The 22,916-nt window shown below is 42.2% G+C and carries 27 protein-coding genes; 17 read left to right on the top strand and 10 right to left on the bottom strand.

The features are described from left to right. The first annotated feature begins 61 nt into the window (after positions 1–61). The 4 genes from ACH784_RS00940 to ACH784_RS00925 all read left to right on the top strand — a co-directional run bounded on the left by ACH784_RS00940 (position 62) and on the right by ACH784_RS00925 (position 3,755). Positions 62–283, top strand: coding sequence for a hypothetical protein (locus ACH784_RS00940; protein ID WP_404392737.1), 222 nt, complete (start codon positions 62–64; stop codon positions 281–283). Between the two features lie 63 nt (positions 284–346). Next, positions 347–1,453: an NAD(P)/FAD-dependent oxidoreductase gene (locus tag ACH784_RS00935; protein ID WP_404392735.1), complete on the top strand. Its 1,107-nt coding sequence runs from the start codon at positions 347–349 to the stop codon at positions 1,451–1,453. Between the two features lie 48 nt (positions 1,454–1,501). Then, positions 1,502–2,530: a helix-turn-helix domain-containing protein gene (locus tag ACH784_RS00930; RefSeq protein ID WP_404392733.1), complete on the top strand. Its 1,029-nt coding sequence runs from the start codon at positions 1,502–1,504 to the stop codon at positions 2,528–2,530. 88 nt (positions 2,531–2,618) lie between these two features. Continuing rightward, positions 2,619–3,755, top strand: a complete 1,137-nt coding sequence (locus tag ACH784_RS00925; protein ID WP_404392731.1) for a nuclear transport factor 2 family protein — start codon at positions 2,619–2,621, stop codon at positions 3,753–3,755. A 56-nt stretch (positions 3,756–3,811) separates the two neighbouring features. On the opposite strand, the gene ACH784_RS00920 is transcribed toward ACH784_RS00925, so the two are convergent. After that, complete coding sequence (locus tag ACH784_RS00920) at positions 3,812–4,216, bottom strand: hypothetical protein (protein ID WP_404392729.1); 405 nt, start codon at positions 4,214–4,216, stop codon at positions 3,812–3,814. 189 nt (positions 4,217–4,405) lie between these two features. Between ACH784_RS00920 and ACH784_RS00915 the strand changes: the two genes are divergently transcribed. After that, positions 4,406–4,879 (top strand): peroxiredoxin, encoded by a 474-nt coding sequence (locus ACH784_RS00915; RefSeq protein WP_404392727.1) that lies wholly within the window; start codon positions 4,406–4,408, stop codon positions 4,877–4,879. Positions 4,880–4,982: 103 nt separating this feature from the next. Here the strand turns inward: ACH784_RS00915 and ACH784_RS00910 are convergent, their stop codons facing one another. Further along, positions 4,983–5,771 carry an amidohydrolase gene (locus ACH784_RS00910; RefSeq protein ID WP_404392725.1) on the bottom strand — a complete coding sequence of 263 codons (789 nt, stop codon included), beginning with the start codon at positions 5,769–5,771 and terminating at the stop codon, positions 4,983–4,985. Continuing rightward, positions 5,759–6,853 (bottom strand): methionine aminotransferase, encoded by a 1,095-nt coding sequence (locus ACH784_RS00905; protein WP_404395140.1) that lies wholly within the window; start codon positions 6,851–6,853, stop codon positions 5,759–5,761. Before ACH784_RS00905 ends, ACH784_RS00910 begins: the two co-directional genes overlap by 13 nt. 145 nt (positions 6,854–6,998) lie before the next feature. Between ACH784_RS00905 and ACH784_RS00900 the strand changes: the two genes are divergently transcribed. From ACH784_RS00900 to ACH784_RS00890, 3 genes are read left to right on the top strand one after another with little or no spacing between them, the layout of a single operon-like run. After that, a complete protein-coding gene (locus ACH784_RS00900) occupies positions 6,999–7,613 on the top strand; it encodes a methylthioribulose 1-phosphate dehydratase (protein WP_404392723.1) in 615 nt (204 codons plus the stop codon). Further along, entirely contained in the window at positions 7,610–8,296 is a 687-nt protein-coding gene (gene mtnC, locus ACH784_RS00895) for an acireductone synthase (RefSeq protein ID WP_404392721.1), read from the top strand. Before ACH784_RS00900 ends, mtnC begins: the two co-directional genes overlap by 4 nt. Further along, on the top strand, positions 8,293–8,835 hold the full coding sequence (locus ACH784_RS00890; RefSeq protein ID WP_404392719.1) for a 1,2-dihydroxy-3-keto-5-methylthiopentene dioxygenase: 543 nt from the start codon (positions 8,293–8,295) through the stop codon (positions 8,833–8,835). The genes mtnC and ACH784_RS00890 overlap by 4 nt, the downstream gene beginning before the upstream one ends. Before the next feature lie 85 nt (positions 8,836–8,920). Here the strand turns inward: ACH784_RS00890 and mtnA are convergent, their stop codons facing one another. Beyond that, entirely contained in the window at positions 8,921–9,943 is a 1,023-nt protein-coding gene (gene mtnA / locus ACH784_RS00885; RefSeq protein ID WP_404392717.1) for an S-methyl-5-thioribose-1-phosphate isomerase, read from the bottom strand. A 119-nt stretch (positions 9,944–10,062) separates the two neighbouring features. On the opposite strand from mtnA, the gene mtnK reads away from it, so the two are divergent. Next, the gene (mtnK, locus tag ACH784_RS00880) at positions 10,063–11,265 is read left to right on the top strand and encodes an S-methyl-5-thioribose kinase (protein WP_404392715.1); all 1,203 of its coding nucleotides are present in this window, start codon (positions 10,063–10,065) and stop codon (positions 11,263–11,265) included. An 88-nt stretch (positions 11,266–11,353) separates the two neighbouring features. On the opposite strand, the gene hemE is transcribed toward mtnK, so the two are convergent. After that, positions 11,354–12,418 carry a uroporphyrinogen decarboxylase gene (gene hemE, locus ACH784_RS00875; protein ID WP_404392713.1) on the bottom strand — a complete coding sequence of 355 codons (1,065 nt, stop codon included), beginning with the start codon at positions 12,416–12,418 and terminating at the stop codon, positions 11,354–11,356. A 462-nt stretch (positions 12,419–12,880) separates the two neighbouring features. On the opposite strand from hemE, the gene rsd reads away from it, so the two are divergent. Then, a complete protein-coding gene (gene rsd / locus ACH784_RS00870) occupies positions 12,881–13,351 on the top strand; it encodes a sigma D regulator (protein WP_404392711.1) in 471 nt (156 codons plus the stop codon). Positions 13,352–13,446: 95 nt separating this feature from the next. On the opposite strand, the gene fkpA is transcribed toward rsd, so the two are convergent. Then, positions 13,447–14,205: an FKBP-type peptidyl-prolyl cis-trans isomerase gene (fkpA, locus tag ACH784_RS00865; protein WP_404392709.1), complete on the bottom strand. Its 759-nt coding sequence runs from the start codon at positions 14,203–14,205 to the stop codon at positions 13,447–13,449. 239 nt (positions 14,206–14,444) lie between these two features. Between fkpA and ACH784_RS00860 the strand changes: the two genes are divergently transcribed. Together ACH784_RS00860 and ACH784_RS00855 are read left to right on the top strand one after the other, a co-directional pair. Continuing rightward, entirely contained in the window at positions 14,445–15,434 is a 990-nt protein-coding gene (locus tag ACH784_RS00860; protein WP_404392707.1) for a WD40 repeat domain-containing protein, read from the top strand. Further along, a complete protein-coding gene (locus tag ACH784_RS00855) occupies positions 15,431–15,643 on the top strand; it encodes a SlyX family protein (protein WP_404392705.1) in 213 nt (70 codons plus the stop codon). The genes ACH784_RS00860 and ACH784_RS00855 overlap by 4 nt, the downstream gene beginning before the upstream one ends. Before the next feature lie 39 nt (positions 15,644–15,682). On the opposite strand, the gene ACH784_RS00850 is transcribed toward ACH784_RS00855, so the two are convergent. After that, positions 15,683–15,883, bottom strand: coding sequence for a YheV family putative zinc ribbon protein (locus ACH784_RS00850; protein WP_404392703.1), 201 nt, complete (start codon positions 15,881–15,883; stop codon positions 15,683–15,685). A gap of 173 nt (positions 15,884–16,056) precedes the next feature. Between ACH784_RS00850 and ACH784_RS00845 the strand changes: the two genes are divergently transcribed. The 5 genes from ACH784_RS00845 (at position 16,057) to ACH784_RS00825 (ending at position 20,354) form a co-directional block, all read left to right on the top strand. Then, positions 16,057–17,973, top strand: a complete 1,917-nt coding sequence (locus ACH784_RS00845; protein ID WP_404392701.1) for an ATP-binding cassette domain-containing protein — start codon at positions 16,057–16,059, stop codon at positions 17,971–17,973. Continuing rightward, the gene (locus ACH784_RS00840) at positions 17,973–18,419 is read left to right on the top strand and encodes a TIGR02444 family protein (protein ID WP_404392699.1); all 447 of its coding nucleotides are present in this window, start codon (positions 17,973–17,975) and stop codon (positions 18,417–18,419) included. Before ACH784_RS00845 ends, ACH784_RS00840 begins: the two co-directional genes overlap by 1 nt. Positions 18,420–18,553: 134 nt before the next feature. Further along, positions 18,554–18,694 carry a DUF3149 domain-containing protein gene (locus ACH784_RS00835; protein WP_083496476.1) on the top strand — a complete coding sequence of 47 codons (141 nt, stop codon included), beginning with the start codon at positions 18,554–18,556 and terminating at the stop codon, positions 18,692–18,694. Positions 18,695–19,112: 418 nt separating this feature from the next. Continuing rightward, entirely contained in the window at positions 19,113–20,090 is a 978-nt protein-coding gene (locus tag ACH784_RS00830; protein WP_404395138.1) for a hydrolase, read from the top strand. After that, positions 20,091–20,354: a YheU family protein gene (locus ACH784_RS00825; protein ID WP_404392697.1), complete on the top strand. Its 264-nt coding sequence runs from the start codon at positions 20,091–20,093 to the stop codon at positions 20,352–20,354. A 36-nt stretch (positions 20,355–20,390) separates the two neighbouring features. Here the strand turns inward: ACH784_RS00825 and ACH784_RS00820 are convergent, their stop codons facing one another. The 3 genes from ACH784_RS00820 to ACH784_RS00810 form a co-directional block, all read right to left on the bottom strand. Then, a complete protein-coding gene (locus tag ACH784_RS00820; RefSeq protein ID WP_404392695.1) occupies positions 20,391–21,122 on the bottom strand; it encodes a LytR/AlgR family response regulator transcription factor in 732 nt (243 codons plus the stop codon). Next, on the bottom strand, positions 21,112–22,176 hold the full coding sequence (locus tag ACH784_RS00815) for a sensor histidine kinase (protein ID WP_404392693.1): 1,065 nt from the start codon (positions 22,174–22,176) through the stop codon (positions 21,112–21,114). Before ACH784_RS00815 ends, ACH784_RS00820 begins: the two co-directional genes overlap by 11 nt. 61 nt (positions 22,177–22,237) lie before the next feature. Then, entirely contained in the window at positions 22,238–22,888 is a 651-nt protein-coding gene (locus tag ACH784_RS00810) for a hypothetical protein (RefSeq protein ID WP_404392691.1), read from the bottom strand. Between the last annotated feature and the right edge of the window lie 28 nt (positions 22,889–22,916).

Below are 22,916 nucleotides of genomic sequence, written 5' to 3'. Positions count from 1 at the left end.
ATTACGTTTTTACCAGTTAGGCTCTAAATATCCTCATCAGATTGTGTATTTGGAGCCTAGCATGACAAATCAAGCGCAAATTAAACTCCTTAAAGTATTTATCGTGATTGGTTTATTCCTGATAGTGACAGGCCACTTTATTATCAGCAAAGAATGGCTTGCACATATGGGCCCACTCGGTTTCATCATAGGCGCCGCTTGCATTGCGATAGGCTTAATTTGCTCATTACCGACTAAGATTTATCTGACGATTCTGTTAATGAAAAGAGAAGAGCCACACTAATCACTGACAGCACACCGAACTGCTTGTTAAACTCATGACATATTAAGTTAAGAGCATGATGTTTTGGATAAAGTAGAAACCTTAGTGATTGGCGCTGGCGTCGTGGGTTTAGCAATCGGTGCTGAGCTTAGCAAGTCACAAAATGTCTTGGTAATTGAACAAAACGCACATTTTGGTGAGCATACTTCAAGCCGTAACAGCGAAGTCATTCATGCCGGTATTTATTACCCTGAAAATAGTTTAAAAGCGTCGCTCTGTGTGCAAGGTAAAGCACACCTTTATAAACACTGCCAAGCATTTCATGTGACCGTCAAACCTATTGGTAAAGTATTAATTGCACAAAATCATGATGAAGCAGAAAAGCTCGAAGCCATACGCCTACAAGCACTTAACAATGGCGTTGATGATTTAGTCTGGCTTTCAAAGCAAGCACAAAAAAACTATGCACCAGACCTTAATCTATGCGAGGCGCTCTACTCTCCTTCTACAGGCATTATTGATAGTCACCATCTGATGTACTCTTTTATTACACAGATTGAGCAAAACCAGAGTCTATATGTTGCGAACACGCGTTTTATAAAAGCCACACCTGATGAGACTGGATTTGTTGTCTATTTACTCTGTGACGGCGAAGAAATGCAATTGCATTGTAAAAACTTAATCAATACCGCTGGGCTATTCGCACAAGATGTCGCTCGCCATATCGAAGGAGTCAATGATACTTTAATTCCCGAGCTACATTACTGCCGAGGGCAATACTTTACTTATCAGGGTAAACACCCATTTAAGCACCTTATTTATCCTATACCTGAACAACATGGCCTTGGGATCCACGCAACCCTTGATATGGCCAATCAACTCAAGTTTGGCCCAGATACCGAGTTTATCGATAGTCTGAATTATCAAACTGACGCGACACAAAAAGCCAAATTTGTGTCTGCGATAAAACGCTACTGGCCCAATTTAGATGAAACCAAGCTGCATTGTGACTATGCGGGAATTCGCCCTAAGCTCACTTTAAGCGGCCAGCAAGATTTCGTCATTCAAACTGAGCTACAACATGGTATTACTGGCTTAGTGAATTTATTTGGTATTGAATCCCCAGGACTCACCGCGAGTATGGCCATTGCAAAACAAGTGGCTCACATTCTGATACAACAAGATTGCTAGGCTAATCCTCTTTTGAGATAGTAAATAAAAACCACTAATTCATTTACCATGAGCGCTTCTTCACATTTATTGTTTTTCTTCTCCTCACTGGGCGCATTCAATGGCCTGCTGTTAGCGCTGTTTCTACTTCTAAAGAAAGATAAGCAAGCGACTGATAGTTGGTTGGCTATATTGCTGATTTTACTGAGTGTTAGAATTGGTAAGTCGGTGGCGTTTTACTTCACACCTACATTAGATAAGAGCATTTTACAGCTGGGTTTGACTGCTTGCCTGCTGATTGGCCCTTGTATCCTTGCTTATATTGCACAATCGACTCTAAATAACTTAATTATGAGGCGACTCACAATCACACTGAGCTGCTTTACTGTTGCAACAGTGATCATTGGCATACTCTTCCCTTATCAGCATTATCTAGAGCTATGGCAATATTGGATCTACCGCGGTTCGAGCTATTTATGGCTAATTAGTTTAGTCGTAGCGACTGTCATGTACGCTCGAAAAAGCACTCACAAATTAGCGCTATCAAAGCAATTATTAACGCAACAACCTGTTGTTGTGTTAGCGGGTAGCTGGCTAATTTGGGCGGCCTATTTCACCGCCTCTTATACTTCTTATATTATGGGGGCATTAAGCTTTTCACTGGTGTTATATCTTACCCTGCTATTGGCACTTAAATCGAAGTGGCATGAGAAGGCGTCGACCACGCAAAGCAAGTATCAAAATAATAAACTCAGCACCGAACAAGCTACCCGCTTCTCAAACTTACTCAATAATTTAATTGCGACTGAGCAGGTTTATTTAGACCCGCAACTTACTCTACCAAGACTTGCCAAGCGCATGGGCATCACTCACACTCAGCTCTCTCAATTACTCAACGATCACTACCAAATGAACTTTAAGCAGTTCATTAATACACAACGCATAACCAAAGCAAAAGAAAGTTTGAAAGCTTATCCAGAGATGCCTGTAGAAGAAGTTGCAGAGCGATGCGGTTTCAGTGCGTCATCGACGTTTTACAGCACCTTTAAACAACAAACAGGAATGACCCCAAACCAATATCGCACTGCTGAAATATAATTTAGGACTCTTAGAATATAACCTAGCTTATTGTTATATATGAATATAATTTAATTTTGTGCCGAACATTACTTTTGGAGCACAAAATATGAAATGGTTACGATTGCTTTTTATCGTTTGGTTTTTTACACCTATCCTCAGTTCGGCAAATGGTTACCCAGATGATGACTTGGCAGTAAGGCAAGTTATTCAAAACTATCTTGATGGCACAAGTAACGCGGATCCAACATTAATAAAGTCGGCTTTTCACCCGCAGGCACAGTTATTACTTAACCACAGTAAAAAATCTTTTTGGCAAGTATCAGCGTCTGAATACGCGAGTTGGTTTAGTAAAAAATCAAAGTCCAGAGATGGCTATTTATTGTCGCTAAAAGTAGACGGTGATACGGCGGTCGCTAGAGCCAAAATCACCACTTACGAGCCAGTGAAACAGTACGTTGATCAGTTTCTACTAAAAAGATTTGATGATAAGTGGCTAATCGTCAGTAAAACAGCCAGCCACATTGAAACTGAAGAAAACAAAAAGCAACTTAAGCTCGCTGCGGGTAAGCGCGTGTTGTTTATTGCCTCAAGTGCAGACTTTCATGGTGATTCAAAACTGGCAACAGGCACCAGCTTTTCAGAACTCGTTCATGCCTACGATGTATTTATCAAGGCAGGTTATCAAGTTGACTTTGTAACCCCGAAAGGCGGTCAATTACCACTTGCGTACATCAATACCTCAGATCCTATGCATCGTAAATATATCTACGATCGAGACTTTATGTATGCGCTTGCTAACACTGCAAAGCCAGAGCAAATCGATGCCAGTCAGTATTTAGCCGTGCACTATGTTGGTGGTGGTAATGCCATGTATCAGGTCGCTGAAAATAAAGTACTTCAGAAAATTTCAATGCAGGTATATGAACAAAACCAAGGCATAGTGTCATCGGTGTGTCATGGCACTGCGGGCATTGTGAATTTAAGATTGAGTAACGGCGAGTATTTAGTGTCAGGTAAAACTATCAGTGGTTACCCTATTGCTTTTGAAAAAACCGATGCCGCTTATTACCAAGAGTTTCCTTTTGAAATCGAAACGCTCATAAAGCAAAGAGGTGGCGCATTTAAGTATGGTGAACGCAATCAGTCTTATGTTGAAATTGATGGCAGAGTGATAACTGGCACTAACTTTCAGTCATCGCAGGCTGTCGCAGAAGCTATGGTGGACGCTTTAAATAAGTTGTAGATCTAATACAAGTGCCATAGTTATGGCACTTGATTTTTCATCGTCTGAGAAACCTATTAGTTCCACATACCTGAGCGTGAGTACATGTACTCGGCATCTGCACACCAATTTACATCTGCCCATGTGTAATCTTTATAATAAATTTTATCTACACATGCTGTCATGTAACCTTCCTCTAGCTGATATACGTCTACGACACACGATGTACCTGTACATTTACTCGCACTTGAGCGGTCATAAATACCACTGAACGTCCAATCAACGCGCGCAACTTCTTTTGTCGTATTCACCTTAAATGCAACTTTTGGAGAGAAATTTGGATAAGTTTCACTACCAAAACATCTATTCTGCGTGTAGTTGTCATATTTCATTGTATCTACATAGCAAGAAACAGAGTTAGCGAAGGTATTTGTTGAGAATAGGCCTACTACAAGCGCCATCAAAGCGATTAGTTTTTTCATCTTAATTTTCCTTATTAATTTTTAGTTTTGCCCAAAACTGAGCGAGAAATAACCTAGCATCTTAAAAACCAAAAATAAACACCTTATTTACATTAATTAAACACCAAATAAACCTTACTCTTTCTCGGTGTTTATCTATCATTTTTAAAGCTACACTCTTTAAAATTAATTACATTGAGAGAAGATATCATGATCGAACAAGGCCAAGCTCTACCTAATGTTGTGCTAACAGAACTGACTGCTGATGGCATACAAAACCACCAAGTGACTGAATTATTTGCAGATAAAAAAGTGGTTTTATTTGCCGTGCCAGGCGCCTTCACACCAACTTGCTCTGCTGCTCACCTACCTGGTTATGTGGTACTTGCAGATCAAATCAAAGCAAAAGGCGTTGATATTATTGCCTGTGTGTCTGTAAACGATGCATTTGTAATGAAAGCCTGGGGCGAAGCACATAATGCCAGCGAGCTAATGATGTTAGGTGATGGCGATGCGGCATTCACTAAAGCCATTGGTCTAGATAAAGAAACTGGCAGTTTTGGCGGTGTGCGCTCGCAGCGTTATGCCATGATCATTGACAATGGCGTGGTGACTGAGCTTTCAGTAGAAGCGGCAGGTGAATTTGAAGTATCAAAAGCGGAATCTATCTTAGAAAAACTGTAATGCGCTATTGAAGCAAAAAAGCTGAGTAACAAAAATGGGCACGTATTTACGCGCCCATTTTTATATAATTAACCAGAGCTTTGGTTAATTAGCCGATTAATATTTAAAAATTAATCGAGAAATCATCCGCATCTAAATGAGCTGGAAAGCTTTTTCTAAATTGCTCAAGTTTCTCTTTGCTAAGCTCAGTTATCACAACACCTGGCTTGTTATCTTCACCCTTCGCCAAAGCTTCACCAACAAAGTCATAGGCTGCCGTTCCGCCATTATGCGCAATGCCATTACCATCCTCACCTACGCGATTACTGGCTAACACGTAACATTGGTTTTCAATGGCGCGAGCTTGTAACAAGGTATCCCAGATACGGCGGCGCGCCGCAGGCCAGTTTGCCACATTAACCATCACATCATAATCGTTACGATTACGCTGAAACACCGGGAAGCGTAAGTCATAACAAATTTGCGGCAACAATCTAAAACCTTTAATGGTGAAGACTTTACGGCTATCGCCTGCACGCACATAGTCACCTTCTTTGCCTAGGCAAAATAAATGGCGCTTATCGTAAAATTCAAAGCTGCCATCAGGCCAACACCAATAAAAGCGATTGGCTTTCTTGCCCTGTTGCTCAACCAGCACTGAGCCCGCAACCACCGCATTATGCACAGCAGCTTGAGTTTGCATCCAGTTAAAAACTGGCCCTTGCTCTGCTTCTGCAACATCTAGGTTAATCGCAAACCCTGTGGCAAACGTTTCAGGTAAGAGAATTAAATCAGCCGACTCAATGTGCTTTAATTGCATCGTTAGGTTGTCTAGATTTTGCTGCGGCTGTAACCAAACAATATCGCTTTGCACTAAGGCAACTTTTAAATTTTCTGAGTTTATAGCTGACATAACTTCTCCGCAGCAGCAATCAATGTTGAGTCTTCTTTGGCAAAACACAAACGGATCACTTTGTCGTTCGGTGCTTGGTTATAAAATACGCTCAACGGGATCGCGGCAACACCCACGTCTTTGACAAGGTATTCGCAAAACGCCATATCGTCTAACTCGGAAATATCACTGTAATCTAACAATAAGAAATAAGTGCCTTCGCTTGGCAAAATTTTAAAGCGACTCTGTGCGAGCGCTTCGATTAACAGGTCGCGCTTTTGCTGATAGAACGCGCTTAACTCGTCAATGTGCTCAGGCTGCTGGGCCATCGCATCGGCAATAGCCAACTGGGCTGGCGTGAAGCTCGAGAAGTTTACATACTGATGGATTTTACGAAATTCCGTCATCAATGCCGCAGGCGCAACGCAATAACCCATTTTCCAACCTGTACAGTGGAATGTTTTACCAAAACTCGACACCACAAAACTGCGGGCAAATAAACGCTCATCACGTAAAGCACTTAAATGCGCTTGCCCATCAAAGCAAATATGCTCGTACACTTCATCGCTGATCAAATATAAGTCATGTTGTTCAAGTAAATGTTTTAACGCCTCAATATCTGTTTGCTTTAACGTCTTAGTGCTTGGGTTATGTGGGGTGTTGATAATAATGGCTTTGGTTTTATCTGTAATTGCCTCAGCCACTTGCTGCCAATCAACTTTATAATCTGGTGCGGTTAGCGCGATATGCACGGTTTTACCACCCGCTAACTCAATCGCTGGCTTATAAGAGTCGTAAGCTGGGTCAAATACAATCACCTCATCTTCAGGACTGACTAATGCCTGAATAGCCACATATAAGGCTTCGGTTGCACCCGATGTCACCGTAACAGAGTGCTCTGCATTCACCGCCAGGCCATACTTGCGCTCAACCAATTCCGCGATTTGCTGTTGTAAAGCAGGGACACCACTCGATGGCGCATATTGGTTAAAACCACTTTGACTGTAATGCGCCAGTCGCTCTTTTAACAGTGTCGGTGCATCAAATTCAGGAAAACCCTGAGATAAATTAAGTGCTTGATACTGATTAGCCAAACCAGTCATTTGCGAGAATATACTCACGCCTAAATTAGGTAATTTACTTTGCACAAGGGCCCCTTTTTTGTTGATGGTGCTTTCGCACGAGCGATGCTATCATTGCCAAAAATAGATGTATAGCCGTCTAAAATTATTTTTGAGATTCTTTATTATGCAGAATAATGCCGCAAAAAGCGCACTGATAGAAGCGGGTCGTTGGGTAAGTCAAAAAGGCTGGGTACCCGCGACAGGTGGAAACTTCTCAATTAAAACAGAAACGGGCTTTGTTGTGACTGCCAGTGGTTACGATAAAGGCCACTTAGCACCTGAGCATTTCTTAGAACTTAATCAACAAGGCGAAATCACCGTCGGTGATGGAAAGCCTTCAGCTGAAACAGCACTGCATTTAAAGCTGTATCAACTTCAGCCTGATACTGAATGTGTACTACATACTCACTCAGTCGCCGCAACTGTGCTATCACGCTTTATTAAAGGTGACACCTTGTCTATACAAGGCTATGAGATGCAAAAATCGTTACGCGGTATTAGCAGTCACGAAAGCACATTAAAAATTGCCATTTTCGACAATGATCAAGAAATCGACAGACTAGCCGAGCTTGTCGCACAGCGCCATCAATCTGAGCCTGTAGTACATGGCGTATTGATCCGCGGCCATGGTTTATATGCCATGGGTAATAGTGTGGCAGAAACCCGTCGCCATATTGAAGGGCTCGAATTTTTATTCGCCTGTGAATTAGAACGTATTAAATTGGAGTCAGCTTTATGATCAAAGCCATCATCACAGATATTGAAGGCACCATTACTCGCATTTCATTTGTGAAAGACATTCTGTTCCCGTACGCCGCTCAACACCTTGCACAATTTGTCGAGCAAAACCAAGACAAGTCAGAAGTCGCAGAGCAAATACAGGCGGTAAAAACCGAAATAGCACAGCCTGACGCACCATTGAGTACAGTCATTGATGCCCTACTTAGCTGGATAGCCGAAGATAAAAAAATCACGCCACTTAAACAACTGCAAGGTTTGATCTGGCAAACAGGTTACCAGCAAGGTGACTTTACCGGCCACATCTACCCAGACGCACAACAATTTCTCACGGAGCAAAAAGCCGCTGGGCGCGAGTTGTATGTGTATTCATCGGGTTCAGTAAAAGCACAGCATTTGTTATTTGAATACTCTGATTTTGGCGATATTCGCCCGTTATTCACTGACTATTACGACACCAAAGTTGGTGGCAAAAAAGAGCAAGCGTCTTATGAAAATATCTTGGCGCAGATCCCTTTTGCGGCCAATGAAGTGGTATTTTTAAGCGATGTATTAGCAGAGTTAGATGCAGCCAAAGCGGCGGGTATGCATACCTTACAGCTGTGGCGCGATGACCAAGACCGTAGCGAAACACACCCATTTATCGAAGATTTTACACAATTTAATGAAGCGTTATTTGTATGAGTAATTTAACTATCTACCGTCATGATGAGCCTGCGCAAGCAATCTTCCAAAGCGCAGACTTTAAAGCCATTCAAACCGAGCTAAACAAAGCTGGCGTGTTATTCGAGCAATGGCAAGCGAATGCCAAAATTGCAGTCGAAAGTACGCAAGAAGATATTATTTCAGCCTACGCGGATGACATTGCTCGCGTACAACAAGATGGTGGCTACCAAACCGTAGACGTTATCTCGTTAGCCAAAGGCAACCCAAATGCCGCCGAATTAAGACAAAAGTTTTTATTCGAGCATACTCACAGCGAAGATGAAGTGCGCTTCTTTGTGAAAGGTCAGGGACTATTTTGTTTGCATTTAAACGAGCGCGTTTATCAAGTGCTATGCCAGCAAGGTGATTTAATTTCTGTACCAGCAAACACCCAGCATTGGTTCGACATGGGCAGCGATCCTGAGTTTACCGCCATTCGCTTTTTCAATAACGAAGCGGGTTGGGTTGCACAGAGCACCGATAGCGATATTGCCACGCAATTTCCTATTTTAGATTAAACTCTTCCTCTGAAATAAAAAAAGAGAGCGGATGTTGATCACACCGCTCTCTTTTTTCACTTTATTACACCGTCTTTACCGACGTTTATAAATTCTTCAATGCACCCGCTGCCACTTGCGCTTGATCATAGACGCCAGTATTAAGCACCCAACCCGTAACTAGTTTTGCAGGGGTCACATCAAATGCAGGGTTGTATACTTGCGCATTGTTTGGCGCCCATTGGCAATCACCAAAACTACCACTGACACCTTTTACCTCTGCCGCTGCACGTTGCTCAATTGGGATATGCTGACCATCAGGACAATCAACATCTAACGTCGTTGTTGGTGCGACGACATAAAAATCGACACCGTGGAAGTGCGCTAACACCGCCAAGTTGTAAGTCCCCACTTTATTTGCAAAGTCACCGTTTGCAGCAATGCGATCTGCACCAACAAAGATTTTATCTACCTTGCCAGCCGCCATAAGGCTCGCTGCCATATTGTCACAGATTAAGGTATATGGAATTTGCCAGCTTTCAAGTTCAAACGCTGTTAAACGACCGCCTTGTAGTAATGGTCTGGTTTCATCAACCCAAACATGAATATCACCATGCTGTTGATGCGCATGATAGATAACCCCAAGCGCCGTACCCACACCTGCCGTGGCCAACGCACCGGTATTACAATGGGTTAAAATTTGCTCACCAGGTTTCACAAGCTCAGCGCCCATTTTCGCCATTGCATCACATAGTACAATGTCTTCATTGAATAAACGCTCAGCCGCTGTGACTAACGCATCGACAAACGCTGTTTGCTTGAGGGCTTCACGCATCTGCTTCATACAGTGCATTAAGTTAACAGCAGTCGGTCGGGTGGCTTCTAACTCATCGATCGCTTGGGCTAATTCAGTTTGACTCACACCTTGCTCGGCAAGATGCGCCACCAACAAAGTTGCAGCCAAGCCAATTAAAGGCGCGCCGCGCACTTTTAACGACAGAATTAATGCTTGCATCTCAGACACACTATTACACAGGTGCCAATGTTGCTCATGCGGCAGAAGGTACTGATCTAAAACGTATAGTTTTCCATCTTGATATTTAAGGCTGCGCGCCAGCAAATTTTGCATGTAAGTCACTCCACAATGATAACCGCTAGATTTTACATAAAGACACAAAGAAGTATAGACATCTAAACATTTAAAAATATAGAATGCCGCAATTATGTTCTACACAGTGATAAAAGAGTATGGCTGACTATATTGCTTTTGGTAACGCGCAAGCGCTGAATTATGTCGTACAGCTTGGCGAGTTTTTTGAACCCAACGCCCAACTAACCTGTAACGAGTTTGGCGATGGTAATTTAAATTTAGTGTTTCGCATTGCGGATCAAAATGGCAACAGCGTCATCCTTAAACAAGCATTGCCTTATGCTCGCTGTGTGGGTGAATCTTGGCCGTTAACGCTTGATAGAGCGCGTATTGAAGCATCCGTTTTAAAAAAGCATGGGTTAGTGTGCGAGCAACACACCGCCAAAGTACTACACACCAACGATGACTTTGCTGTTACTGTACTTGAAGACTTGGGCCATATGGCGATTTTGCGTGGCGAATTAAACCAAGCAAAAACATTCGCGCGTTTAGGTTCGGATGTCGCGAATTATCTGGCAACAACCAGTTTTTATTACTCTGATTTCTATTTAAAGCCAGCTGATAAGAAAGCCTTGGTTCAAGAGTTCACAAACCCTGAATTATGTTCGATCACAGAAGACCTGTTCTTTGATGACCCGTATCGAACGTCTGAACGCAATAACTACCCGGTCGAGCTAGAAACTGATGTGCAACGTTTACAACAAAGCCCTCAATTACTTCGCCAAGTTGCGCAATTGAAGAGCTTATTCTTCTCTGCACCACAAAGCTTATTACATGGTGATGTACATACTGGCAGCATTTTTGCTGATCAAGACAATACTAAATTAATCGATCCTGAGTTTGGCTTTTTCGGCCCAATCGGTTTCGACTTAGGCTCATTCATCGGTAATCTACTGCTTAACTATTGTGCGCAAAATGGCCGTATAAAAGAAACCCCTAAGCGTCGTCAAATGCAGTCCTATCTATTGACCCAAATACAACAGTGTTTAAATGATTTTGAAAGTATTTGGCTAACATTAGCAGCACAACATACCCGTGATTTAGCACTACAAGCACCTGGTTATGCACAACAGTTTGTAGAGCAGATCATCCAAGACGCATTAGGTTACGCAGGTACCGAATTAATTCGCAGAACCATTGGCCTTGCTCATGTGGTAGATGTGGATGGTATTGAAGACGACAGCGCTCGCTTGCAAGTACAAAAGCAAACTTTATTACTGGGTGAGCAATTGATTTTGCATGCCGAAGAGTGTGAAAACAAAGAGTCAGCTTATCAGCTGATTGTGAGTTTAGTTCAGTAAAAATCGATTTTACTGACAAATAAAAAAGCCTTAACTTCATCGTTAAGGCTTTTTTAATACAAATCCTAAAAGCTTATGCCATTAGCTATTATTTGTGATATTGACCACTGAACTCATGTACTGAGTTGATGAATACGCCAGCGTTCTCAGGATCTACGTCAGGAGTAATACCATGACCTAGGTTGAATACGTGACCAGAGCCTTCACCATAGCTTGCTAGAATATTTTGTACTTCTTCACGAATACGCTCAGGTGTACCGTGTAGCATTGCAGGATCCATGTTGCCCTGAAGTGCAACCTTATCACCAACACGACGACGCGCATCAGCAATATCAATTGTCCAGTCTAGACCTACTGCATCACAACCTGTTGCTGCAATCGCTTCAATCCATTGACCGCCATTCTTAGTGAATAGCGTTACTGGCACTTTACGGCCGTCGTTTTCACGAATTAGACCATCAACAATCTTGTGCATGTATTGCAGTGAGAACTCTTTATAATCACGTGGGCTTAACACGCCACCCCAAGAGTCAAAGATCATAAGTGATTGTGCACCTGCTTTTACTTGCGCGTTTAGATAATCAATTACTGAATCAGCGACTTTATCTAGCAATAGGTGCAGTGTTTTTGGCTCAGCAAAAGCCATCTTTTTGATCTTACCAAAGGTTTTGCTCGAACCACCTTCAACCATGTAAGTTGCTAGCGTCCAAGGAGAACCTGAGAAACCAATCAGTGGTACTTCACCTTTCAGCTCACGACGAATGGTGCTTACCGCATTCATTACATAGCCAAGCTCGTCAGTCGGGTCGATGTTTGGGATCTTTTGAACATCTGCTAAACAGCTGATCGGACGTTCAAATTTAGGGCCTTCACCAGTTTCGAAGTACAGACCTAAGCCCATTGCATCTGGAATAGTTAAGATGTCGCTGAACAGAATTGCCGCGTCTAACGGATAACGACGAAGTGGTTGTAAAGTAACTTCACATGCCAATTCTGCGTTTTTACACAAACTCATAAAGTCACCAGCTTGCGCACGTGTTGCGCGATACTCTGGTAAATAACGTCCAGCCTGACGCATCATCCATACTGGCGTTACATCAACAGGTTGTTTCATTAACGCACGTAAATAACGATCGTTTTTCAATTCGCTCATAGCGTATCTCGATTCCAAAGCCTAAAAAATTGCGCAAATTGTATCACTAAATATGCGTAGGCTCTATCTAAACGCCCAAGCAAAGTGAATTGTCATGATCTAGATTAAACCGTCAGAGCTTCAAACACTTATGGAAAGACAAGCAAAAAAATTAAAAAACATCTTGTTAAACTATTTGCAACAACAAAAAAAGCTTGGTATAACTTGCCCCGCGTTAAAAAAATAACAACAAAACACCTTTAATAATAAAAATAATATTTAAATTTAATAATAATAAAAAATAGCTAAACCAATTGATAAACCACCTTCGGGTGGTTTTTTTATTCCCTCAAGTCAGATAAAAATATAACCAAATAAATTTCAATAACTTACAAATCTCTTCGCACAAAAAATGAAAAAATGGTTGACCTTTGAGCAAGATTTTCTTCTTATAGAGTCATAGAAACGCGAAAGGAGGTTACTATGCTATCTAGATTTGAACAGGCACAACAAAAATGGGGTGGCAGTCATAGTGTCATCGATGCATGGTTAACTGAGCGTCAAGAATTGTTATTACAGTTTTGTAAATTAGCAGGTTTTGCGCCATACGATAAAAAAGATCACGCCTTGCCAGATCAGGTTCAAATTCAAGGGTTTTGCCAAATCCTAATGGACTACTTATCTGCGGGTCACTTTGAAGTGTACGACAATATAGTTCAGGCATGTAAAGAAAAAGGCCCTAAAAGTGTTGCTCTAGCAAATGCACTATATCCTCGTATCTCTGAAACAACTGATGTGGCATTAGACTTTAATGACAAATATGCAGAAGTAACACAAGACAACATATTGTCAGATTTTGACGCAGACTTATCTAAGCTGGGTGAAATTTTAGAATTACGCTTTGAATTGGAAGATGAGTTAATCGAAAACTTCTACGCGAATCACACTGATTAGAACAGAATTAAGATAAACTTTAGACACAAAAAAGGGTTCCAATGGAACCCTTTTTTATTTTAAGCCTTTCGAGTTAAAAGGCTTCATTCATCATATTACTCAGCCGCAGCTGCTTTTTTCTCTTGTTGGATCTCAAGTAACTCAACTTCAAACACTAATGTTGAGTTTGCAGGGATCTTGCCAAGGTCACGCTCACCGTAAGCAAGCTCTGAAGGAATAGTGAATTTAAACTTAGCACCTTCATTCATTAGCTGAAGACCTTCAGTCCAACCTTTGATTACTTGCTGTAGACCAAATGTCGCAGGCTCATTACGTGAGTATGAACTATCGAATTCAGTACCATCGATAAGTGTACCTTTGTAATGTACTTTTACTACATCAGTAGCAACTGGCTTTTTACCTTCACCTGCGCTGATCACTTCATACTGAAGGCCAGACTCAGTCACTGATACGCCTTCTTTTTTAGCGTTTTCAGCTAAATATTGAATGCCTTTTTCTTTGCTTTCTTTCGCTAACGCTTCAGCTTTTTCAGCTTGCTTAGCACGAACCGTTGTATCAAGCGCAGTTAGCACTTCACGAATTTTCGCTTCGTCTAATTTTGCTTCGCCAGCTAATGCATCTTTAAAACCACGCATTAGAAGTTCTTGGTCTAGCTCTACACCGATGTCTTTCTTATCAGCAAGGTCTTTTTGTAAGAAGTTACCCACTGACGCGCCAATACCATAAGCTTGTTGTTGTAGTTCTGTTTCTAGCTTAACTTCGGCAGGCTTTTGCTCTGCTTCTGCTTTTTGATTACATGCAGTCAACGCCAATACCGACGCCGCAATTAAAGACAGTTTAATCGTCTGTTTCATTCTATTTCTCCGGCTCGCTTTAATACGGCCTTTACTATTTATTTGAAAGGTTAAATTTATGTATCCACATTATCATTCATCCGCTTCAATGCCAATCCTCATGCGGTTATCGTCATCCAAGCTTCATAACGCGACTTTCCTGCTTTGATGCGCTACTATCAATAAAAAGCGCAATTACATGGACATGAGCGCAAGTGTACCCTTTGTGAAACAGAGCGTTAAGGGAAAATACCCAAACTATGCAAAGTATTCGACTTCTTCTCATTACTGCAACCTGTACCCTACTGCTGGCATGTAGCCCAGCATCGAAACAGGCAACTCATACAGTGGAACATGCTGTACGAGGCGCATTTTCAGCTGCAATTTCTGCAGATGGTCGATACTCTTTAATCTCATCAGTCGAGCATGGCGTTAGCCTTTGGGACAACCAAACACATGGCTTAAAATACCAATGGCAGCACTCTGCAGATCCCGAAAATTTAGTACACTCGCTGGCCATCGCATTTGATAATAGCTTTGCGGTGACTGCAGCCAACGATACATTTGCCATTTGGAATATTAAAACCGGTAAAAACCAAGGTTATTACCAAATTAAAACCGCCACGATCCGCGATATTGCCATTAGCAATCAAGGGCGATATGTGATGTATGGTCGCAGTGATAATGTCATTGTCCATCTCGACTTAGTCAACGGCAGGCGCTTGGAGTTCCTCGGTCATCAAGAAAAAATTAATAGTATTGCGTTATCACCCAACGGCCATTTTGCGTTAAGTGGTGGTAATGACTACACCGCCTACTTTTGGGACACAAAAACAGGACAAGTCTTGCACCGCTTTAATCATCCCAGTCGCGTCACCAAAGTCGCCCTTGATGCCAGTGGTCAATATGCCTTTACCGCCGACAGTTTGAAAAAAGCCACTGTCTGGCAGTTAACTTCGGGTGACCTCGTATCGCAATTACAGTATATTGCTCGCCAGAAAATCTTTAGCGCCGTTCGCTTCAATGAAAGTGCGACACTCATTGCCACAGGTTCACCTAATCGCGAACTATCGCTCTGGCGTGTGAGCGATGGCCTGCAACTAGATACCTTTTTAGTGAAACCAAGAGAAGGCAGCCGCCCTAAATCTGCGGTGGTATTTGATGTTGCTTTTACTGATAACGAGCGCGCTTTAACCACAGAAAGCTCAAGTGGTTTGCTAGAAATATTTACCGATTTGGATACACAATGACAGATTTAGAAAACCGCGTAATGGAGTTAGAAGCAAAAGTTGCTTTTCAGGACGATACCATTGAAACGCTAAACGATGAGCTTCGCACTCATCAAAAACATTTGGCAAAGATGCAGCGACAATTAGAATTATTAGCACAAAAGATTAAAGAGGGAGGTGACAGTGGGTTAATGCCACAGCATCAAGAGCCACCTCCGCCACATTACTAACCGATATTCAGGTTAATAATAAATACGTTTAAGCCAGCGTTACTCTGGCTTAAATACACCTATAACCTGTTCAAATTGGCGTGTTGAAGCCTGTACTGCATCTTTTGGCTGCGTCATCTTATGACCACACTCTACACATTCTACTTTTTCTACATCATGCTCTTTGTATAACATCATGACATCTTGCTTTTGACACTCAGGACATACCGCCCCAGCAATAAAACGTTTCTTCTGTTTCATCTTCGTCTCGACCCGCGATTAAGTTGTGCCCTATTCTATCTCAATACCCGATTTATACGAAACATGTTCACTCTGTTTATGAAATAAGTCGTCTTTCTATATCAAGATAGAGTTGAGCCCCACAAAGCACTTCATGCTATGATAGCCGCATTATTTATTGTTGCTGTAACACTATGATCCAACTGTCAGATATCGAGCTACTTCGCGGTGGCAAAACCCTACTTAAAAACGCCAGTGCAACACTTTTCCCAGAGCACAAGGTCGGCCTTGTCGGCGCCAACGGCTGTGGTAAATCCTCTTTGTTTGCATTGTTAAAGGGCGAACTACAGTTAGATTCGGGTGAGTTTCAATTCCCAAAAGATTGGTCTATTGCCTCGGTAAAACAAGAAACCCCGGCGCTTGAGATCAGTGCTCTTGATTATGTACTGCAAGGTCATCCTGAATATTACGCTTGCCGCATTGCACTGCGTGATGCAGAAGCGAGCGATGACGGTGCAAAACAAGCGCAAATACACCAACAGATTGAGCACCTAAAGGGCTACAGCATTGAGGCCAAAGCCGGTGAACTTTTGCATGGTTTAGGCTTCAGCAACGAACAAATCGATAACCCAGTGAGTGCCTTTTCGGGTGGTTGGCGTATGCGCTTAAACCTTGCTCAAGCACTTATCCGCGATGCAGATTTACTATTACTCGATGAACCTACTAACCACTTAGATCTAGATGCGGTTTACTGGTTAGAACGCTTTTTACGTGCTTACACCGGCACACTGGTTCTGATCTCTCATGACCGCGAATTTTTAGATGCGGTGGTTGACCAAATTTGGCATATCGATCGTAGTCTAATTAATGTTTACAAAGGTCATTACTCTCAGTTCGAGCGTCAAAAAGCAGAACGCATGGCCCAGCAACAAGCTTTGTTCGACAAGCAACAAGAGCAAATTGCTCACTTAGAAAAGTTCATTACCCGCTTTAAAGCCAAAGCAAGTAAAGCCAAGCAAGCACAAAGTCGTGTTAAAGCACTAGAGCGTATGGAAAAGCTTGCCCCGGCACATGCAGATTCGCCATTCGACTTTGAATTTGCCGAGCCAAGTGCACTACCCAACCCGCTGATGACACTAGATAACGCACAAGCAGGCTATGGCGACATCACCATCTTGCATCAGATCAAACTTAATCTGGTACCTGGCAGCCGCATTGCGCTACTTGGGCGCAATGGTGCGGGTAAATCAACCCTGATCAAATTACTTGCGGGCGAATTGCAACCACAATCTGGCGAAGTCTTTCAACATCAAGGGTTGAAAATTGGTTACTTCGCGCAGCATCAGCTCGAGTCACTAGATTTACAAGCGAGTGCTGTGACACATTTACAGCGCCTAGCACCCGATGCACCTGAACAATCTTTACGTGACTTTTTAGGGGGATTTGCCTTTAACGGCGACCGCGCTTTAGAGCCAGTAGCACCGTTTTCTGGAGGCGAAAAAGCCCGTTTAGTTCTAGCCATGCTGGTATTCCAGAAGCCAAACTTATTGCTACTCGATGAGCCAACTAACCACTTAGATCTAGAAATGCGTCATGCCCTTGTTATGGCGCTGCAGGGCTTTGAAGGCGCGATGGTGACGGTATCTCACGATAGACACATGCTAAAAAATACCGCCGACGAATTTTATTTGGTAGATAACGGCAGCGTATCGCAATTTGGCTATGATCTAGATGAGTATTACCAATGGTTACTGAATGCCAATAAAGCCGACAACAAAAAAGAGCAAGTCGAAGTTAAAGCGCATTCAAGTAGTAATCGTAAAGAAGTTAAACGCCTTGAAGCTGAGTTTAGAAAGTCAGTTCAACCTTTAAAAAAAGAAATCGATAAGCTTGAAAAGCAACTAGATAAGTTCTCAGAGCAGTTATCTGACGTTGAAAACCAGCTTGGCGACAACGATTTGTACAGTGATGAAAACAAAGCCAAGCTTACCGAGCTGCTTGGCAAACAAGCTGAATTAACGCCAAAAGTGAACCAAATAGAAGAAGACCTATTAATGGCACTTGAAGAGATGGAAGAGAAGCAAGCTGCATTTGAGGCAAGCCTCGCCTAATGTCTAAACTCACGCCCGGTACACTTTGGCAATTTGCATGCGATGTATATAGCAAAAATGGCGTGCAACCTTTGCTGCTCGAGCTACAAGACGAGCAGCAAAAAAACGTGAACCTATGTTTATTATTGATGTTCCTCGACAGCCTAAAGCTACAACTAACACAAGAACAGTTTGCAGCGCTCGACAATACCGCTGCGCTCAGTGATGCTCAGTTATTAAACCCGCATCGCTTGACCCGAAAAAATCTTAAAACACATCATGCGCATCGCACTGACTATGCGGTTATTCGCAAACAATTGCTCGAAAATGAGTTAGCCCTTGAGAAATTACAGCAAAGCTTATTATTAGACGCGCTACCGAGTTCAATCAGCGTTAACAACGGCGCTGACAACCTCGCTTTTTATTTATCTGAGCAAGATAAAAACCGCCTTTTCCAGTGTCTTTAGCGACGAAAAGCATGATCAAGATCAAGCTCTAACCCTAAGCCAAGCTGACCAGAAAACAAACTTGATCTCGATCATATCAAGCCCGTCATCCCTCACCTATGATTACTTCATCGAGTGATTAGGAGGCCAAGGCCATGAACGTATTCTTTAGAGATTTTTTTAGCGACCCAGTGTTGTTTCTTTCATTTGGTATCTTGGGCACAGTGATTGTGCTATGCGCTTACTACGTTTATTACTTCATGAAGAAAATTAACGAGTCAGAAGCTCCTGAATAAATAGTTTTTATACTAATCCTCTTAATTAAGTGATTTATTTTGAGGCAAGGAAAGCTTGTCGAGAACAAGGCGAATATTTTGCTATTTAGTTATTCTAAATGATAAATGTTCAACGCAGTTAGCGGCAGCTTTAGTCCCTCAAAATGATTAAGTATTATTGAGGATTAGTATTAGTGGTCTTGCCTTTGACCCACTTTAAATAAAGGCATTTGTTCCCCGATAGAGACGAATTAAGCACGACGCACAAAGCACCTTACTAACCTAGTTAGTCGGGTGCTTTTTATTTGTGAAGCAAAAAGGTTGTGTACAATATTCGGCACTTTCTCACCCATTCTCAGCTTTATCTCGACAGTTCTGGTTATTTAACCCATCACGACTCTTTGCTACACTGCCTGCGAGTATGCAAATAAGAAGAATTATGAGTTATCAGTTTGAAAGTGCTTGGTGGATGTCGAATCGTCATGCACAAACTATCTTGCCCCGTTTTTTTAGACCCTTTCAGCGCGTTGATGTGGAATATGAAGAACTGACTACGCCCGACGGTGACTTTTTAGAGTTAGCCTGGAGTCGCACAGGCAAAAAAGATTCACCTCTTGCCATTGTGCTACACGGTCTTGAAGGCAACCTTGATAGCTTTTATGCCAAAGGCATGCTTAAAGCCTTGACCCAGCAAGGCTTTGATACTGTGCTCATGCACTTTAGAAACTGCTCACGTTTACCTAATCGTTTGCCGCGCGCTTATCACAGCGGAGAAACCGGTGACTTACAGTTTTTAATTCAAACATTAAAGACACGCTTAAACCCAAGTTCTTTATTTGCTGTTGGCTTTTCTCTTGGTGGTAATGTACTTGCCAAATATTTAGGTGAGCAAGGTAAGCAGAGTGATCTCAGCGGTGCTGCGGTTGTTTCAGCACCCCATCATCTTTCTTCTTCGTGTCAGGTGATCAGAAAAAGCTGTTTTGGTTTATATCAAAAATACCTGTTAGACCGTTTGAAAAAGTCATCAGCCAGAAAATACCCGCAGATCGGTGAAGCGATTAAATTAAACAAGCAAGAATTGGCCAGTATTAACGACTTGTGGCAGTTTGATAATCAATTAACAGCGCCACTACATGGCTTTGAGGGTGCTGAAGATTATTATGCACAAGCAAGTGCTCAGCCTTTCTTAAAACATATTGCGACACCCACTTTGCTGATCCATGCCGAAGATGATCCTATGCTGTCTTTAGAGGCTGTGCCGAAAGCCGAACAAGTCAGCGACCAAGTCACTTTGGCGGTGTCTAAAAAAGGCGGCCATGTCGGCTTTATTGGTGGTAAGAATCCGTTCAAGCCAGAGTTTTGGCTAGAAAAAACCGTTCCCCATTATTTTCAATCGCTCATTAAAGGTCAGAAGTAGATGCTCATTCCATATCAGCAACTTGATCCAAATACGCTTAATAATCTCATTGAACATTATGTACATCGCGAAGGCACCGACTATGGTGATGCTGAAGTAAACACTGAAACAAAAGTGGCGCAAGTGAAAGCTCAGCTCAAATCAGGTGAAGCTCTAATTGTGTTCTCTGAACTCCATGAGTCGGTCAATATCGTCTCAAAAGCCCAATTCAACGCCATGCAGAGTGAAGAATATACCGAAGGCTATGACACTGATTACGCGTAATCAGTGTCAATCTAAGCGAGCTTTTTTAATCCGCTATTAAAACGCTGCAAAGCTCATTTGCTTTTTCAACGCAGAAGCTTGGCGGCGAGATATATCGACTTCTGAGCCATTACTCAGGGTCGCAGTTAACCCATAATTGATACTCTCCTCTAGATGAACCACCGCATCCAAACGAATTATTTCACTGCGACTTGCGCGTAAGTACACGCTAGGGTCAAGTTTTGCTTCTATTTTACTCAGTGAACTATGAATGTAAGACTTGCCAAATTCGGTGTAAATTGCCGCATGATTACCGACACTTTCAAACCGTAATATGTCTCTCAACAAGATGATTTTCATTTTGTCAGCAAATTTCACCATCAATTTAAAGTCATCTTCAAGCTGTGTGCTTTCGGTTTCTGATAGCAGACTTGTGAGCTTTTCAATGGCTTTCTCTAACCGCGTTGGGGCTGCGGGTTTTAGTAAATAGTCTACGGCATTGAGCGAAAAGGCATCCACGGCAAACTCGTTATACGCTGTACAGAAGACGATAGGAATTTCACCTTTTAATTGTTCAGCGAGCTCAAGCCCTGTCCCGCCTGGCATTTCAATATCTAAAAAGATTGCGTCTGGCTCCAAGTCCTCGATTAAGGCTTTCCCCTCGATAATATTTGGCGCTTCACCCAGCACTTCGATTTGCTTATGCTTTTTTAATAAACGCTGTAACTCTGCACGCGCCAAAGACTCATCGTCAATGATGAGCACTTTAATTGTTGCTTTAGGCTGCAAGGGGCACCTCCATAATGGCTTTAAATTCCTGACGCTCTTGTGAAATCAACAGTTGTGCCTGTTGTCCAAACATAAGCTCTAATCGAGATTGAATATTTGCCAGCCCTAACTGTGTACCACTTTTAACCCTGCTTTCATCAAAAGGGTTAATGACTTGTACCAGCACTTTACCTTCGCGCTCTGATACATGGATCTTTAGCTCTCCTCCGTTAGGAAGATGAGCAATACCATGCTTCACTGCATTTTCAACGAGTGTAAGTAGAGACATACTGGGCAAAGTTGCTTTAAGCAGTGCCTTCGGACAATCAAAACGTACTTTTAGTCGCTCACCAAATCTCACTTGCTCAATAGCCAGGTAGTTTTCGCAAATTTGCCACTCATCCTCAACACTGACATGTGTCCGTAAGTCTGTTGTCAGGTTATACCTAAACAACTCTGAAAGCTGAGTGACGATATCTGCGGCTTTATCTTGGTCTTGGTAGATCATGCCGCGAATAGTATTCAAAGAATTAAATAAGAAATGCGGGTTTATCTGATTTTGTAAGCTCGCGAGTTGCTGCTCTTTTAATTGTGTTTTTAGCATACGCTTTTCTCTTCTAGCAATCACTGCCAAATAACAGCCAGACCAGAGCCAATACATTGAACATTTCATGAAAATGGCTATCCACTCGACTCCTTTATTTTCGTGAAAGTCAATTTTGCTACCCTGCACTTGCATGGAAACTTCTTCACCAGCCAAACCTGTCGGGGTGAAAGGCTGAACCACATATAAGTAAGAGAGTTGATAAAGCGATGCGGCCACCAAGCTCATTATCAATAATAGTGATATTGTCGGTCTTTTCATGCCGCGTTTACGAGCAACCCATTGGCTGCCATTTCTGATAACGAAGTGACTAAACAAGATAAAAAAGGCTGAAGAAAGAAGTCCCCTAAGAAACAGCGAACTCTTCTGCTGGTTAGTAAACTCACTAACATCTAGGGTAACCAAGATGCTGCTATTCAATGCAAAAATCACAATGAAAACGGCTAGCTGACACAACCAATACTTCTTCATAGGTACAATACTCCTTGTTTCGATGCGGTGAATTGTACCCATACTACTTGTCATTACCAACTTAGAACTTTGAAACAATTGAAATAAACAGTGAATCATTGTCACCTACACTGCTAAACCCCATGCCCATTGAGTAAGCATCTGTCTTGGTTGATTCTACAGCGATGCGATAACCCAGTTCGTTCTGGTCACCATTTCTATGAATTGCTGAAGCATTGAGCACCAAACTCTTTTTAAAGTTGTAACGCGCACCTAAACGGGTGACATCATAACTGCGGGTAAAACTTGTTGGTTGACCTGATACTTCTTGCTGTAACATCGCGGATTCTAAATACACATGCAGCTTGTCTGAGTGAGCGTAATTTAAGCCAAGAGTAATATCAGCCTGAGAAAGCTGAGTATCTTCATCACTGCGGTTGATTTGGTAGTGCACACGGCCATATAAATTTAAATGCTCTTCCTGTTCTTTAAGTAAATTTCCAAAATCTGCTTGATAGCTCATACCAAGGCCACTGCCTTCAAAAACATCATCAATCTCATTGCTTTGTAGACTGATATTAAAGCCTTCTTTAAGTGCCAACTTGGCAGGTGCCTCAACTTTTTCAACTTGTTGTACTTGGGAACTTTCCGCCGCAATTGTAGTGCTTGATGCCGAACCTAAAATAGCTGCAATTAAAGTACGACGGATTGTTTTAGCATTGAATTTAGACATGTTGTTTTCCTTAATTTTTATTTATTTA

It is taken from the genome of Pseudoalteromonas phenolica (genome assembly GCF_044788725.1).
GTDB classification, from domain to species: domain Bacteria; phylum Pseudomonadota; class Gammaproteobacteria; order Enterobacterales; family Alteromonadaceae; genus Pseudoalteromonas; species Pseudoalteromonas phenolica_C.
The sequence above is the reverse complement of the archived record's forward strand: the minus strand, read 5'-3'. Positions and strand labels throughout refer to the sequence as shown.

Excerpts from the sequence above, each read along its gene's own strand:
- ACH784_RS00940 (WP_404392737.1), top strand. The coding sequence starts at position 62 with ATGACAAATCAAGCGCAAATTAAACTCCTTAAAGTATTTATCGTGATT.
- ACH784_RS00930 (WP_404392733.1), top strand. The coding sequence starts at position 1,502 with ATGAGCGCTTCTTCACATTTATTGTTTTTCTTCTCCTCACTGGGCGCA.
- ACH784_RS00925 (WP_404392731.1), top strand. The coding sequence starts at position 2,619 with ATGAAATGGTTACGATTGCTTTTTATCGTTTGGTTTTTTACACCTATC.
- ACH784_RS00920 (WP_404392729.1), bottom strand. The coding sequence starts at position 4,216 with ATGAAAAAACTAATCGCTTTGATGGCGCTTGTAGTAGGCCTATTCTCA.
- ACH784_RS00915 (WP_404392727.1), top strand. The coding sequence starts at position 4,406 with ATGATCGAACAAGGCCAAGCTCTACCTAATGTTGTGCTAACAGAACTG.
- ACH784_RS00910 (WP_404392725.1), bottom strand. The coding sequence starts at position 5,771 with ATGTCAGCTATAAACTCAGAAAATTTAAAAGTTGCCTTAGTGCAAAGC.
- ACH784_RS00905 (WP_404395140.1), bottom strand. The coding sequence starts at position 6,853 with ATGACTGGTTTGGCTAATCAGTATCAAGCACTTAATTTATCTCAGGGT.
- ACH784_RS00900 (WP_404392723.1), top strand. The coding sequence starts at position 6,999 with ATGCAGAATAATGCCGCAAAAAGCGCACTGATAGAAGCGGGTCGTTGG.
- mtnC (WP_404392721.1), top strand. The coding sequence starts at position 7,610 with ATGATCAAAGCCATCATCACAGATATTGAAGGCACCATTACTCGCATT.
- ACH784_RS00890 (WP_404392719.1), top strand. The coding sequence starts at position 8,293 with ATGAGTAATTTAACTATCTACCGTCATGATGAGCCTGCGCAAGCAATC.
- mtnA (WP_404392717.1), bottom strand. The coding sequence starts at position 9,943 with ATGCAAAATTTGCTGGCGCGCAGCCTTAAATATCAAGATGGAAAACTA.
- mtnK (WP_404392715.1), top strand. The coding sequence starts at position 10,063 with ATGGCTGACTATATTGCTTTTGGTAACGCGCAAGCGCTGAATTATGTC.
- hemE (WP_404392713.1), bottom strand. The coding sequence starts at position 12,418 with ATGAGCGAATTGAAAAACGATCGTTATTTACGTGCGTTAATGAAACAA.
- rsd (WP_404392711.1), top strand. The coding sequence starts at position 12,881 with ATGCTATCTAGATTTGAACAGGCACAACAAAAATGGGGTGGCAGTCAT.
- fkpA (WP_404392709.1), bottom strand. The coding sequence starts at position 14,205 with ATGAAACAGACGATTAAACTGTCTTTAATTGCGGCGTCGGTATTGGCG.
- ACH784_RS00860 (WP_404392707.1), top strand. The coding sequence starts at position 14,445 with ATGCAAAGTATTCGACTTCTTCTCATTACTGCAACCTGTACCCTACTG.
- ACH784_RS00855 (WP_404392705.1), top strand. The coding sequence starts at position 15,431 with ATGACAGATTTAGAAAACCGCGTAATGGAGTTAGAAGCAAAAGTTGCT.
- ACH784_RS00850 (WP_404392703.1), bottom strand. The coding sequence starts at position 15,883 with ATGAAACAGAAGAAACGTTTTATTGCTGGGGCGGTATGTCCTGAGTGT.
- ACH784_RS00845 (WP_404392701.1), top strand. The coding sequence starts at position 16,057 with ATGATCCAACTGTCAGATATCGAGCTACTTCGCGGTGGCAAAACCCTA.
- ACH784_RS00840 (WP_404392699.1), top strand. The coding sequence starts at position 17,973 with ATGTCTAAACTCACGCCCGGTACACTTTGGCAATTTGCATGCGATGTA.
- ACH784_RS00835 (WP_083496476.1), top strand. The coding sequence starts at position 18,554 with ATGAACGTATTCTTTAGAGATTTTTTTAGCGACCCAGTGTTGTTTCTT.
- ACH784_RS00830 (WP_404395138.1), top strand. The coding sequence starts at position 19,113 with ATGAGTTATCAGTTTGAAAGTGCTTGGTGGATGTCGAATCGTCATGCA.
- ACH784_RS00825 (WP_404392697.1), top strand. The coding sequence starts at position 20,091 with ATGCTCATTCCATATCAGCAACTTGATCCAAATACGCTTAATAATCTC.
- ACH784_RS00815 (WP_404392693.1), bottom strand. The coding sequence starts at position 22,176 with ATGAAGAAGTATTGGTTGTGTCAGCTAGCCGTTTTCATTGTGATTTTT.
- ACH784_RS00810 (WP_404392691.1), bottom strand. The coding sequence starts at position 22,888 with ATGTCTAAATTCAATGCTAAAACAATCCGTCGTACTTTAATTGCAGCT.